Genomic DNA, 13,381 nt, shown 5'->3' on the forward strand with positions numbered 1-13,381 from the left:
GGCGGTTGCTACGTGTTTTACAATAATTTTTCTATAGCCGACAGCGGCTTGTTTTTTGCTTTACTGTAGTAACGATCATGAAAGTAAATTTTACGAATGGATTGTTAGGTCTGCCCTATAGGGCAGACCTTTGATTTTTTAGCCTCGTGGCAAAATGAAAAAGTCGGCTAATCAAACTCTTTTCATCGGCTGTAAAACTCTCTTAGATTCACATCCCGTATCTGCTCTTTCAAAAGCTCCATAAAATCTTTCATATAAGAAGGCACGGTAGCTTTTTTTCGAAAAGCAATACTCCACTTGATATTTAACTTTGGGTCCCCCACAAAAAAACATTTCGTCGGTTTTGGATAGCTGAAATAGCGGTAATAGCTTTCCATTGTAAATGCCGCCCCCAGATTTTCCGCCGCAAGCTGGCACCCCAAATCAATGTTACTCACCTCTTGCACATGAGCAGGATGGATTCCCGCATAACGAAACGCACTTTCGGCAATCAGCCGCACAGAATGCGGACGCGGCAAAATATAAAACATATCATCCTGCACCGCTCGCAGGTCCAGATACTGCATATTGCGTTCCCAGTTCCCGTGATGTCCCAGCTTAGCAGCTCTGGCGGAACCCAGAACCATCCCCAGGCGATCCTCATAAATGGGACGCACAGAAAGCGATGGATTTTCCACCGGCTGGTTCGTCAGTATCAGATCTAAATCGCCATCTTTCAGCATTTTCTCCAAATCTGTCGGACTAGAATCGTGCAAAATGACCTGAATTCCTGGATGAACATTCTGAAAATTACGGATGAGACGTGGAAACAGATACAGATTTCGGTGACGCATACTGCCCACATGCAGGACCCCTCGATCTTCCCGCGCAAATTGAGAAAGCTTCTTATCGAAATCCATCTTCATCAGTTCCATCTGATGCGCACAGGCCAAGTACTCACGCCCTGCAGCGGTTGGTACCAGTCTTTTTCCAACCCTTTGAAACAGCTGAACCCCCATGCTTTTTTCCAGACGATTGAGGAAAACGCTCAGCGTCGGCTGGGTAATCCACAGCTCCTGCGCGGCACCTGTCAGGCTGCCGTGGCGGCCCAGCGCCAGCATATATTCCTGCTCTTTTAAATTCATCCTGCTCGTCCCCTCAAAATCATAGTTTTTATCAATGATATTTATAAAAATAATTGTTTTGTTTTTCTTTTTTTACTTTATTATAATTGAGAAAACAGGTGATAGCAAGGCTCAATACAATAAAAAAGGAGTTAGAATCATGTTGGAAAAAGCGGAAAAAGCAAAACCAAAAAAATCTTTTCAAATGCCTCATACCTTTGTCATCCTGCTTATCATCATCTTGGCAGCAGTACTTTTGACTTGGATCATTCCCAGCGGTAAGTACGAACGGTATGATAATGGCAGCGGCATAAAAGTCGTAAACGCGGACAATTTCTCTTATGTGGAGAATACATCGGTCAATCCGCTGTCCATTCCTTTTACCATTGTCAAGTCCTTCGTTGACAATGCAGATCTGATCTTTGTCGTGTTATTTAGTGGTGGTGCGATTTACATGCTTACCAGTGCGGGAGCCTTGCAGGCGCTGGTTGCCAAAGTTGCACGCAAATACAGCCAGCGGGTAGAAATTTTTGTTCCGCTGCTAATGCTCGTATTCGCCCTGATCTGTACCACTCAGGCGGTGAATACATTTATTGGATTTGCCCCCATTATGGTCATGCTCGCCCTCAGTCTTGGGCTGGATAGTATCGTAGGCGTAGGGATTATCCTACTAGGTGGTGCCATCGGTTTTTCCACCGGCACCCTAAATGTCAGCACCACTCTGGTGGCGCAAAAGATTGCCGGACTGCCCCCTTATAGCGGCATTGCTTACCGCTGGGTCTGCTTTGTGGTATTCTATATTATTACTTGCTTCTGGTTGGTTCGTTATGCCAAAAAGATCCAGAAAAATCCTACCCTCAGCCCCATGTACGACCTGGATCAGCAGAGCGAATTTAAAAAGGCAAACCTCGATGACTTCGGCCACATGGACGTTCGTAAGAGCCTTGCTATTGCGGCTCTGATCGTTGCACTGGGAGTCATCGTCTATGGCTGCATCAATCTAAATTGGAGCTTTTCAGAACAGTCGGCCGTGTTTTTGGTACTGGCAGTGGTAATTGGCATTCTGGCTGGATTTAGCGCCAATAAAATCTGCACTGAATTTTTGGCTGGCTGTAAAAAGATGCTCGGTGCAGGCTTTATCATCGGCATGGCCCGCAGCATCGGCGCAATTTTGACCGCCGGCGGCATCACAGATACCATCGTTCACAGCCTGACCGCCATGTTGAGCGGCCTGCCTCCAACACTTTTAAGTGTCGGTATGCTGTTCGCCAATACCCTGATCAACGTGGTCTTGACCAGCGGCAGCGGCCAGGCAGCAGCGGTCATGCCGATCATGGCTCCCCTGTCTGATCTACTGAACGTCACACGGCAGACCTGCATTCTGACTTTCAACTTCGGCGATGGTTTTTGCAACTACATTCTCCCCACCTCCACTGCGTTGATGGGCATTTTAAGTGCCGGCAATGTCCCTTATGACCGGTGGATGAAATTCATGTGGAAGCTGTTCCTTGTATGGTTTGCTACAGGCAGCGTATTGGTCATTATCGCCCAGATGATGAATTATGGTCCAATGTAATTTTCTAAATATTTTATTTAAAGGAAGCCCTATAAAATGAAAGAGACTCTTTATAAACTTATCGATAAACAGCATACCGATCTGTTTGATATGGCTGATTTCATTCATGACAATCCGGAATATGACGGGCATGAAGAAAAAGCCTGTGCACTGCTGACCGATTACCTAAAAAAGCACGGCTTTGAAGTGGAAATTGGTCTGGGCAAATGGTCCACTGCCTTTCGTGCTGTTTATCACCACGGAAACGGCGGCCCGCGTATCGGGCTTTTGTGTGAATATGATGCTCTGCCCGGCATGGGTCACGCCTGCGGCCATCATCTGCAGGGCCCCGGCATCTGCGCCGCCGCCATTGCACTAAAAGAAGCATGTCCAAGTGAAAACTTCTCTCTCGTTGTATATGGCACTCCCGCGGAAGAAACGCGCAGCGCAAAAGTCAGTCTACAGGAAGAAGGATATTTTTCCGACATTGATGTAGCTCTGATGATGCACGGCGGTCCAGATACCTGTGTCGATATAAAAAGTATGGCCTTGACCGATTACACAGTCACCTTCCACGGTATCAGCGCCCACGCGGCGCTTGCTCCGGAACGCGGCCGCAGTGCGTTGGATGCGCTTCTGATGAGTTTTCAGGGCGTAGAATTTTTACGGGAGCATGTAAGGGACGACGTGCGGTTGCATTACACGATCGGGCAGCTTCCGGGCCCCGAAAACGTTGTTCCGGACCATGCGGTCGGCATCTTCTGTGTGCGCAGCTACAGCACCGATGTGATGCAGGAAGTCTGTGGACGGTTTGAAAAGCTGATACAAGGAGCCGCCATGATGGCAGATGTGAGTTGCGAGTTTGTCAAGACCAAGACTTTGATGGGAAAAATTCCAGCTTTGCGGCTGAATGATCTTGTCATGGCCAATGCGGCAGCCTGTCATGCACCGGGGATCGCCCCCGCCCGCGAAAAAACCGGCAGCACCGATTTCGGCAATGTAATGAGCAAAGTCCCCGGCTGTTGTATTCGTGTAAAATTTGTTCCTTCCGGTACCAGCAGCCACACCCAGACCTTTGTAGACTGCGGTAAAAACGAGGACGCTCATTTGGCCATTTTGGTCGGGGCAAAAACCCTCGCCGGAACTGTCTATGACATCCTCACTGCTCCCGGCCTTTTGAAAGAGATTCAAACCGATTTTGAACAAAACCGGTCCAAGGTCTGATTCTCTCCGTTACTGATACAAGATAATTTTCTGGTAGGTCATTTTACCGCTTGCCGATTTTTCCTCTGTTTTTGCAAAACTGCTTTAACGAGCAAAAAAAGAAAGGCCGATTTAAAATCGGTCTTTCTTTTTTGTTTTCTAATTAAAAGCGCTGAAATGCAGAACAGATACAATGTACTTTAAGGTCTTCGTATTAGAATCGCTATCAGTGCAATTCCAAGGCAAATTTTCAAGGACAATATAGAACGTCTGACCCATCTATCCTGTTTAAACTTTTCCCGCTTTTCTTTTGTGTTCTCCGCTGCTGGCGCTCCTCCTATTATGATCCAATATAAAATGACACCAATTATGCCAATTACCGTTCCAATTTTCCCCATTGGGATGGAGACTGAATACATTTTAAGCGTTACAAGGATCGCACTACATGCAAAAATAAGCCCGCAAAGGAAGCAGAGCAGCGCGCATAGGTGCCATAGACTTTTTGTCTTATTTGATTGTTGTTGCATAGGATTCCTTCTCTCTCTATTAAAATCAGATTTTCATAACAGCCTTCTCTATGACAACAATAATTAATGCAGGTATGGGTCTGTTAATAAAATCGCTAAAACAATAAACCCCAAGCTTTCATTCACCAGATCCAAAATTTTTATTGATTTTATGTTTTCTTCTTGTGTCTGTTTTTTCTTCTGTCTCCTTGTTAAAAAAAGCGAAAGTGCAAAATAACCCACAAACGCCGCTGTCACCCACGGATTTCCAAATAATTCCGCCGCGGACGGCCATAAAAGCAAACTAATCAACATAAGGTTCAGGAGAAGCAGACCGATCGGAAAAATAAAATCTGTTATTCTTTTTTCACTCATAGGGACTCCTCTCCTTATTCAATGGTTGATGGTGTAAAAAACATATTTTCCTAAAAGGAAAAACTCGATCGTATAAAGAATCGACAGCACCATCATTGTACTATCTTGCCACAGGTCAAGGGTCCAATAACTGAGCCCTGTTTGATCATGTAACTTTTTATTGGGAAGCAGTGTTGCAAATATCCCAACCATCATCAAAATTCGAAGCCAACGCCGTTCTCTAAAAAAGTCTGTTCCATAAAACCGATCCATCAGAAAAGCAAAAATTCCCAAAGCCGTACACGAAATTACAGAAATTGCGACAGATTTTTTCCATTGCCGCATAAAGCTCGGTTCTAAATCAGATTCCTTCATAAATTCCCACTCCTAAACAAGATATTAAAAAAGGACCATTTTAATACTCAACGGGCTCACCCCTTTTGATGATTAAAAGTTGTACAAAACATTGCAATAATTTTCTAACTTATTATATAGTAATCCATATCTTAGGGACCGTCAATTCCATAATCAATAATATTAGGAAAATATTTCATGTTTTCCTAATTAAATCATCTGCTGCAAAATTCGCAAATCGGTTACCGGTGCCGAGCATTTTCCATCTTTACAAAGATAAAAAGCGAGCCCTTCAGTTGGAATCGGATAACTTTCGGTATAGGGAGCCACCTCCATTAATTCTTTTTGATTTGCGCTTGTCTTGATTATGCTGAACGGAAGTTGTTTTTGATGACGATGCAAAAAGGAGATCAATCTCGAAGGCGCCTGATTCTCTGAGGTAACACAAATCAGTTCTTGAGAGGGATACAGCACTTTGATCAATGCACATAGAGCGGCACAATTTCCGGCAGGAAAGTCAGAAAGATAGCCGGAATAAAATACCGATTGCTTTTCGAAAAGCTGCTGCCACATAACGTCTCCGGTAAGGTTAAAAAGCCAAAGCAAAGTAGCCAAAGCGGCCGAATTTCCCGAAGGGATTGCCCCATCGTATATCTCTTTCGGGCGGCCAATCAAAGATTCACTGTCCTTTGCATACAAATAGAAACCTCCCTCCTCATTATCAAAAAACAGATCGACCATCTGCTTGGAGTATTGGACAGCTTCCTTTAAATAGAGCACCTCAAAAGTGGCCTGATAAAGTTTGAGTAACGCAAAAATATAAAACGCATAGTCGTCTAACTGCGCGGCAATTCCAGCTTCGCCTTTGCGCCACCGACGGTATAAGCGGCCTGTCTGATGATTTACAAGAGACGCTGAAAGAAATTGTTGCGCATCTTGCGCCGCTTTCAGGTAACTAGGCTCTTGTAATATGATAAAGGCATCTGCCAAAGCTGAGATCATAAGCGCATTCCAAGCAGTCAGAACTTTATCATCCTTATGAAGTTTCGTACGTTTTAAGCGATAATCATAAAGGAGTTTGCAATCGGCTTCAATCTGTTGATCCTTTTCTGCACATCTTGAATTTGCAATTAAATTTAGAACACTCTTCCCCTCAAAATTTCCTGTTTCAGTGATTCCAAACCATTCACAAAATTTAGTTGATTTTTCTTTCCCTAATACCGTCTTGATTTCATTCGGTGTAAAAAGATAGTACTTTCCTTCTTCGCCGTCGCTGTCTGCATCCTGCCCGCAATAAAACCCGGACTGCTCATCTGTCAACTCGCGAAGAACATAATCCAGCACCTCTTCCGCAATGCAACGATAAATGGGGCGAGTCGTTTTTTCATATGCTTCAAGATAGACCTGAGAAAGCAATGCGTTATCATAAAGTGTTTTTTCAAAATGGGGGATTAGCCATTTTTCATCTGTAGAGTACCTCGAAAAACCGCCCCCGATATGATCATAAATTCCTCCTCTATACATTTGGTCGAGTGTGTGCTGAACCATTTCTAGCGCATTTTCTTGGGATTCGGCCGCTAAATAGCGCAGTAAAAACAATAAATTAAATGGAGTTGGAAACTTTGGCGCCGCACCAAATCCTCCCCAGTTGGGATCATAAATCTGTTGAAACCATTGAAAAGCACGCGTAAACACTTCCGCATTAAGTTCAGAAACAGGGCGCTTTTTTGTTTCCTGCTGTTGCAACTGCTGGACCGCATTTTCCCCCGATTCAATCAGTTTTGCTCGATCTGTTTTCCATAATTGCGAGATAGAGGTTAAAAGGTCCAACAACCCCATATGCCCATACTGTGAAGTTTTAGGCAAATAAGTTCCAACCCAAAAAGGCTTTTGCTCCGGCGTCATGATAACGGTCAACGGCCATCCTCCGGCTCCATGAAACGCCACGCATACAGACATGTACACTGCGTCTACATCGGGGCGTTCTTCGCGGTCTACCTTAATACAGATATAGTCTCGATTTAAGAGTTCTGCCACTTGTAAAGATTCAAAAGACTCATGAGCCATCACATGGCACCAATGACAAGTAGAATAGCCTATGCTTAAAAAAATAGGCTTATTTTCCTCTTTTGCCTTTTGAAATGCTGCCTTTCCCCACGGGAACCAATTTACAGGGTTGTGGGCATGCTGTAACAAATAAGGCGATTTCTCGTGAATTAACTCATTTGTATATTCTTTGATTCCCATAAATTGTCACTCCTAATAATCATAATCTTATGAGTATTAACATGCCCACTTATTTAAAGTATCATGATAAAAAGTTCTATGAAAAAATCCAAAAAAGGGCCTCACAGAAATTCTTCTGTGAGGCCCTTGATCTGATTAATTTAAAACTTTTCATCTTTTCTCAGTGGAATCTTTTGTTCTTCCGTGTTATCGTCGAGAAGCGTTTCGATCTTAAAGCGCGGACGTCCCTTCACTTCGCTGTAAATTTTGCCGACATAAGTGCCGACTACACCCAAGCACAGCATCTGAATTCCTCCCAGCAGCCAGATAGAACACACAATCGCCGTCCAGCCGGAAACAGCATTTCCTGTAAAGTGGGAGATCAGTGCATAAAGCAGTCCAAAAATGCTCAAAATTGAAACCAAGATTCCCAAATTTGAAATGATTTTCAGTGGTTTTACACTAAAAGAGGTGATTCCATCCACCGCGAATGAAATCATCTTTTTCAGCGGATATTTACTCTCCCCTGCAAACCGCTCATGGCGATCGTAGTAGACATAATCACTCTTATAACCGATCAGAGGCACAATTCCTCGCAGAAAAAGATTGACCTCTTTGTATTCGGAAAGCGCTTCCAGTGCCCGGCGGCTCATCAAGCGGTAATCCGCATGGTTAAACACAATATCTACGCCCAACTTCTGCATCACCTTATAGAAACCTTCGGCCGTCGTCCTTTTAAAGAAAGTATCCGTCTCGCGCTTATTGCGCACACCGTAAACCACATCGCAGCCTTCCAGATACTTTTGCACAAACTGCGGCAAAACGTTTACATCGTCCTGCAAATCGGCATCAAGACTGATTGCACAGTCTGCTACTTCTTTTGCCGTCATTAATCCAGAGAGCAGCGCATTCTGATGCCCACGATTATGAGAAAGCTTCAGCCCGCTCACCCAATGATTTTCCTCATGATATTTAGAAATCAGCTCCCACGTTTGATCACGGCTGCCATCATCGACAAAGAGCATTCGGCTCTTTTGGTCTGCTAAGCCATGCTTTTCCATTCCTTCTAAAACTTTTGTCAGCTCTTTCACCGTCTCCGGCAAAACTGCCTCTTCGTTATAACATGGAATTACAAAATAAACCGTTGGCATTTTTAAACTCCTTTATTTAATTTCTTTGCTGTTGGATCAATCTTTTTCTTTGACGACCGCGAAAGACATAAGCCCCTAAGATTAAAAATCCCGCAATTGAAATCAAAATACCAATTTTTAAGCCGGGTGTTTCATAATTAAATCGAATCTGTGCTTCACCGGCCGGTACTTTAACCGCCATAAATCCAACATTGACTTTTTCAATTTCAGCCGGTTGACCGTTTACGGTCGCACTCCATCCGCTCTCATAGGGAACGCTAAAGAAAATTAACCGGTCAGCGCTCGACTCAGCAACCGCTGAAAATCCATTGTTATCGGTCGTAAACGATGTACAGGCTCCTGCCGCACGCTCGACGCAGTCTTTAAAATAGCTCTGCTGAGAAAAATCCGCCAGCTGAGGGGAATCCAAATGTGTAAGCCCGCTCTGCTGGGCGATGGCCGCCGCCTTATCATTTGGCAGGACGACCGCCTTTAAGAGGACCAAACAACGCTGTGATTCTGAAAGTTCATTATATTCCGCGCGTGTGATGAATTTTTGATAACTGAACCCCATCGGAATAAAATATTCATTTTCATAAATATTGCTGCCGTTTTCGTTCGTAATATAAGTCCAGCCCGGCATGCGAGTCTGATTTGTCGCAGGATCTACAAAACTTTGTCCGCGGGTAGTCGGATCAAACAGCCATCGGCAGCTGGTAAAGCTGCGCAGCGCATAAACTTTCGTATCCGGACGGCTGGCAACATCGCGCTTGACGCCGATCGTGGGATAAAAGTCCATCACACTGCCCGGCACAATGCTGTGAAAAGCCTGTATGGTCGGCATCTGCCAATACATCGGCAGATTGTCCATTCCATCATAGACATCGATCCGAGAAAAAATATCCGAATAGGGAAGATCAATATCTTTTCCGCCATTTAAAGCATAGGGAATCAGTTCATTATGAGTATCATCGCCCTGTGTTTTCCCGGTTGTAATAAAGAACCAGCCATAAACGACCGAAATACAAGCGGTTCCAAAAATCGCCATTCTCATAAAGCCACGGCGGTTTTTCTGATATTCATGGAAAATGAGGAGCAGCAAAAGCAGGCTCAAAAGCGCAATGGCTACATACGGCCAGAACCGACTCGGATATTTTTCGAGGCCATAGCTCCAAGTGGTTTCTTCCCCGCTGGTAACTTTCTTCACCATAAATCCAATCGGCAGTGAAATCCCCAGCGTGATGCCGATTGTCCATTTGATTGCCCTGAGCCAATCCACATCGGAAAACTCCAGACTGCGCACAGTCGCAAGACTCATCATCAGGGTAATCATGTAGAACCAACGGGCATAATAACTGCTGTTAAAAAGTTGAAATGCATTGTTGAGCACTGGCACCATTGTCATGAAAAAGAGGATAAAGAGCAGCGTTTTAAGCCAATTTTTCTTTTTTCTCTGTAAAAATGCGATAACCCCGGTCATGCTAAACAGCGGAAGCCACGCGCCGAGCGAAGCCCATTGGCTGTTGGAATCCGGTGTAAAGTTAGCGCGGGCAGGAAGATCCGGTGGGAAGAAAAAGCAGGAAAGGATATGCAGATACCGCTGTTCATTATCATAAAGCAATGCATACCACCCCTGCGAAGGGCTATTGACACGCGGATTCTGAACAATACAAAGGATAGTGGGCAAAAGGATCGCACAGGCACAAAGGACGCCCAAGACCGCTTCCAGCGCCAAAAATCCAAAATCTCTTGCAGAAATCCGCCAATCTTTTTGAAAGAATCGGAGCAGCCAATAAATCAAAAGAAAAACGACCATTCCCACAAAGAAATAATAATTAATAAAAGCCGTGACAAAAACGAAAAACGCAAAAACGCCGCGCCGACGGCGGTACATATACTCGTCCAAAGACCACAGAAGCAGTGGGAAAAAGACGATCGCCTCATGAAAATGGTTAAAGAACACATTATAAATGGCAAAGCCGGAAAAAGCATACAGCATTCCGCCGAGGATCGCGCCTTCTGAAGAATGGACATACCGGCGTATGTAAATAGAACCGGTCATTGTGGCACAGCCAAACTTTAGAATATAAAGGGGCCCCATCAAATATGGAACCGCTTCGCTTGGGAATGGAATGGTCAGCCAAAAGAAGGGACTCCCCAAAAGATAGAAACTATAGGAACCAACAAAATTAGCTCCAAGATCGGTTGTCCAACTCCATTTAACATTTCCGCTGCGGATTGCATCGTGGCACATCTGATAAAACGGCACCTGCTGTACATTAAAATCACCGTAAAATAAAAAATATCCTTTATCATAAATGATAAATGGAAGAAAAAGCACTGCCGCCGTTAATATCCCATAGAGCAGCGCACGCAGAAGATAGGGCTTCTGTTCTAAACTCAAGCGCTTCAAAGGCTTAATCCTCCTTAAACGAATGATTGATACTGGAATATTATAACACATTCTGAAGGAAAAAAAAGCGTTGTTTCCGGGAAGCTTTTATAGAAATCCACATCCTTTTTCCTCTGCCTTTTTAGGCCGAAAGCATTGCCAAATTGGTTCCGTTGGTGGTACCATAAAAGAGCCCGCTTTAAGCGGAATTTTTTCGACAGGAGGAATCCTTTTGTTCCATTTTTTTGCGATGCTTTCCCGTATGAAATATATTCACCGCTGGGGTTTAATGCGTAACTCCCGCCCCGAAAATCTCTGCGAACACAGTTATGAAACTGCTGTTCTGGCCCATGCGCTTTGTCTTCTGCGCAATCGGCGCTTCGGCGGTCATGTCAATGCGGAGCGAGCTGCTGCACTGGCTCTTTTTCACGACTGCACCGAAATTTTAACTGGTGATCTTCCGACGCCGGTAAAATATGGCAACCAGAAAATTCAATCTGCTTATAAAGAAGTCGAGCATGACGCCGCCGGAAGACTTGTCTCTCTTCTTCCAAAAGAACTGCAGGGGGACTACCGCACACTCTTTTTGCAGGACGCCCCTGGTGATGAGGAACTGCGTCCGCTGGTAAAAGCTGCGGACAAGCTCAGCGCGCTCATCAAATGCACGGAGGAAACAGGAACCGGCAGTCTGGAATTCAGCAAAGCAAAAGAGACTCTGCTGTCTTCGATCCACGCCATGCATTTGCCGGAAGCCGAAGCCTTTTTGGAGGAATTTTTGCCGAGCTACCGGCTCACACTGGACGAATTAGAATCCCCGGCAGCGGGCAATCCTCAAAACTAATTTTTAGAATCCCCTGCTTTATTTCGAAAGGAGCTTTAAGAATGGCTGATTCTCCCCTTTATAACGCATTACGCCATCATCTTTCCCTAGGACGGTCGTCTTTTCATACGCCCGGCCACAAAAATGCTTTTCTTCCCAAAGACCTGCTTTCTCTGGATTTAACGGAGCTGCCGGATACCGACAGTCTCTATGACGCCTGCGGCCCTATTTTGAAAGCTGAACAAAACGCTGCCCAGCTCTTTGGTGCAAAGCGCACGCTTTTTTCGAGTGACGGCTGCACGCTTTGTATTCAGACGATGCTTCACCTCGCCTGCCCAGAAAAAGGCAGGGTCCTTTGTTCCCGCAAGATTCACCGCTCCGCGGTAAACGCTATGGCTCTTTTAGGGCTGGAACCCGTATGGGTAAAGCCCCAAGAGTTGCTGCTCTATCTGCATTCTCCGGTACAGGTAAACGCCTGCTATGTGACCAGCCCGGATTATTATGGCAGGGTACTCGATATTCCGGCTCTCGCAAAAGCCTGCAAAGAAAAAGGGATCCCACTCCTGGTGGATAATGCCCACGGCTCTCATCTGGCCTTCACCAAGCCCGACCTGCACCCTCTTCATCTGGGCGCTTCGATGACGGCTGATTCCGTCCACAAGACGCTTGGCGTTTTAACCGGCGGTGCTCTGCTCCAAATTGGAGATGAGCAATTTTTAAAGAACGCCAAGAGTGCTATGGCGCTTTTCGGCTCTACCAGCCCTTCTTATCCGATTATGGCAAGTATCGACCTCACTGTAAAATGGCTCTCTGAGCACCCGGACGCTTTTGGGCCGGTAGAAGAAGCCATCTTTAAGCTAAAAGAAAAAGCTGCTTCTCTTTCGATTCCTTCGATCAGCGACGATCCCACCCGACTGACACTGGATGCTTCTTCCCACGGTTATTCCGGCGAAGAGCTTGCCGAGTTTCTGCGGAAAAATGGGGTCGAACCCGAAATGGCAGACAGCCGCTACTGTGTGCTGATCGCAACCCCGTGGAATCAACCGGAAGATTTTGAGCGAGTCGAAAAAGCCCTTGAGACATTTTCAGAACTTCCTCAAAAAGAGGCGCTCCCTTCTGATTCGGATCTGCCGGAATTAGAAGAGCTACCGCCGGTCGTGCTGCCGCTTCGCGAAGCAGTCTTATCCGAAAATCATGAACTCCCGGTAGAAGAATCGGTCGGCGCTATCTGTGCCGAGGCAGCTTGTCCCTGTCCGCCTGGAATTCCGGTCGTTATGCCCGGTGAATTAATTCTTCCGGAAGCTGCTTCTCTTTTAAAGGACTATGGCTTTTCTACTGTAAAAGTGTTATAATATTACTAGGTTTTTTATGATAAATTTTCAGAGAGATACGGAGGGTATTTTAAATGAAACTGATTCTGGCTATTGTGAGCAACGACGACGCCCCTGCAGTAAACCGCAGTCTAAACAAAGAGCGCTTTCAGGTGACAAAACTCTCGACAACCGGCGGATTTTTAAAAGCGGGAAATACCACTCTTATGATTGGTACAGACGACGATAAGGTTGATCACGCGATCAAGCTGATTGCTTCCCAGAGCAGCCGCCGCACGCAGCTTGTTCCCAGCGCCACCACAATGGACGTTGGCATGTACTCTTCCTTCCCCATCGAGGTTACAGTTGGCGGTGCGACCGTCTTTGTACTCGATGTAGACCGTTTCCAAAAGGTCTGAGCAGCCTCT

The 13,381-nt window shown here is 45.4% G+C and carries 11 protein-coding genes; 5 read left to right on the forward strand and 6 right to left on the reverse strand.

All coding sequences use genetic code 11. The features are described 5' to 3' along the window. Nucleotides 1–182: 182 nt before the first annotated feature. The gene (locus ACVS9P_RS11010) at nt 183–1,124 is read right to left on the reverse strand and encodes a LysR family transcriptional regulator (RefSeq protein ID WP_452103580.1); all 942 of its coding nucleotides are present in this window, start codon (nt 1,122–1,124) and stop codon (nt 183–185) included. A gap of 139 nt (nt 1,125–1,263) precedes the next feature. Here ACVS9P_RS11010 and ACVS9P_RS11015 point away from each other — a divergent pair, with 139 nt between their 5' ends. Together ACVS9P_RS11015 and ACVS9P_RS11020 are read left to right on the forward strand one after the other, a co-directional pair. Then, nucleotides 1,264–2,679 carry a YfcC family protein gene (locus tag ACVS9P_RS11015; protein ID WP_452103581.1) on the forward strand — a complete coding sequence of 472 codons (1,416 nt, stop codon included), beginning with the start codon at nt 1,264–1,266 and terminating at the stop codon, nt 2,677–2,679. 36 nt (nt 2,680–2,715) lie between these two features. Then, a complete protein-coding gene (locus ACVS9P_RS11020) occupies nt 2,716–3,882 on the forward strand; it encodes a M20 family metallopeptidase (RefSeq protein ID WP_452103582.1) in 1,167 nt (388 codons plus the stop codon). Nucleotides 3,883–4,451: 569 nt separating this feature from the next. Here the strand turns inward: ACVS9P_RS11020 and ACVS9P_RS11025 are convergent. The 5 genes from ACVS9P_RS11025 to ACVS9P_RS11045 all read right to left on the reverse strand — a co-directional run bounded on the left by ACVS9P_RS11025 (nt 4,452) and on the right by ACVS9P_RS11045 (nt 10,844). After that, on the reverse strand, nt 4,452–4,742 hold the full coding sequence (locus ACVS9P_RS11025) for a hypothetical protein (RefSeq protein WP_452103583.1): 291 nt from the start codon (nt 4,740–4,742) through the stop codon (nt 4,452–4,454). Nucleotides 4,743–4,760: 18 nt separating this feature from the next. Next, nucleotides 4,761–5,096 carry a hypothetical protein gene (locus tag ACVS9P_RS11030; protein ID WP_452103584.1) on the reverse strand — a complete coding sequence of 112 codons (336 nt, stop codon included), beginning with the start codon at nt 5,094–5,096 and terminating at the stop codon, nt 4,761–4,763. Nucleotides 5,097–5,285: 189 nt separating this feature from the next. Continuing rightward, nucleotides 5,286–7,322 carry a thioredoxin domain-containing protein gene (locus ACVS9P_RS11035; RefSeq protein WP_452103585.1) on the reverse strand — a complete coding sequence of 679 codons (2,037 nt, stop codon included), beginning with the start codon at nt 7,320–7,322 and terminating at the stop codon, nt 5,286–5,288. Nucleotides 7,323–7,462: 140 nt separating this feature from the next. Next, nucleotides 7,463–8,452 (reverse strand): glycosyltransferase family 2 protein, encoded by a 990-nt coding sequence (locus ACVS9P_RS11040; protein WP_452103586.1) that lies wholly within the window; start codon nt 8,450–8,452, stop codon nt 7,463–7,465. A 16-nt stretch (nt 8,453–8,468) separates the two neighbouring features. Next, nucleotides 8,469–10,844: a YfhO family protein gene (locus ACVS9P_RS11045; protein ID WP_452103587.1), complete on the reverse strand. Its 2,376-nt coding sequence runs from the start codon at nt 10,842–10,844 to the stop codon at nt 8,469–8,471. 211 nt (nt 10,845–11,055) lie between these two features. On the opposite strand from ACVS9P_RS11045, the gene yfbR reads away from it, so the two are divergent. The 3 genes from yfbR to ACVS9P_RS11060 are packed head-to-tail and all read left to right on the forward strand — an operon-like array spanning nt 11,056 to nt 13,372. After that, complete coding sequence (gene yfbR / locus ACVS9P_RS11050; RefSeq protein ID WP_452103588.1) at nt 11,056–11,664, forward strand: 5'-deoxynucleotidase; 609 nt, start codon at nt 11,056–11,058, stop codon at nt 11,662–11,664. Nucleotides 11,665–11,705: 41 nt separating this feature from the next. Further along, the gene (locus ACVS9P_RS11055; RefSeq protein ID WP_452103589.1) at nt 11,706–12,995 is read left to right on the forward strand and encodes an aminotransferase class I/II-fold pyridoxal phosphate-dependent enzyme; all 1,290 of its coding nucleotides are present in this window, start codon (nt 11,706–11,708) and stop codon (nt 12,993–12,995) included. Nucleotides 12,996–13,048: 53 nt separating this feature from the next. Continuing rightward, nucleotides 13,049–13,372 (forward strand): cyclic-di-AMP receptor, encoded by a 324-nt coding sequence (locus tag ACVS9P_RS11060; protein WP_452103590.1) that lies wholly within the window; start codon nt 13,049–13,051, stop codon nt 13,370–13,372. Nucleotides 13,373–13,381 lie beyond the last annotated feature (9 nt).

The sequence above is a fragment of the Caproicibacterium sp. NSD3 genome (assembly GCF_053613275.1).

What these genes read in the sequence shown, in the direction of transcription:
- ACVS9P_RS11010 (WP_452103580.1), bottom strand. Translation starts at nt 1,124, where the DNA reads ATGAATTTAAAAGAGCAGGAATATATGCTGGCGCTGGGCCGCCACGGC.
- ACVS9P_RS11015 (WP_452103581.1), top strand. Translation starts at nt 1,264, where the DNA reads ATGTTGGAAAAAGCGGAAAAAGCAAAACCAAAAAAATCTTTTCAAATG.
- ACVS9P_RS11020 (WP_452103582.1), top strand. Translation starts at nt 2,716, where the DNA reads ATGAAAGAGACTCTTTATAAACTTATCGATAAACAGCATACCGATCTG.
- ACVS9P_RS11025 (WP_452103583.1), bottom strand. Translation starts at nt 4,742, where the DNA reads ATGAGTGAAAAAAGAATAACAGATTTTATTTTTCCGATCGGTCTGCTT.
- ACVS9P_RS11030 (WP_452103584.1), bottom strand. Translation starts at nt 5,096, where the DNA reads ATGAAGGAATCTGATTTAGAACCGAGCTTTATGCGGCAATGGAAAAAA.
- ACVS9P_RS11035 (WP_452103585.1), bottom strand. Translation starts at nt 7,322, where the DNA reads ATGGGAATCAAAGAATATACAAATGAGTTAATTCACGAGAAATCGCCT.
- ACVS9P_RS11040 (WP_452103586.1), bottom strand. Translation starts at nt 8,452, where the DNA reads ATGCCAACGGTTTATTTTGTAATTCCATGTTATAACGAAGAGGCAGTT.
- ACVS9P_RS11055 (WP_452103589.1), top strand. Translation starts at nt 11,706, where the DNA reads ATGGCTGATTCTCCCCTTTATAACGCATTACGCCATCATCTTTCCCTA.
- ACVS9P_RS11060 (WP_452103590.1), top strand. Translation starts at nt 13,049, where the DNA reads ATGAAACTGATTCTGGCTATTGTGAGCAACGACGACGCCCCTGCAGTA.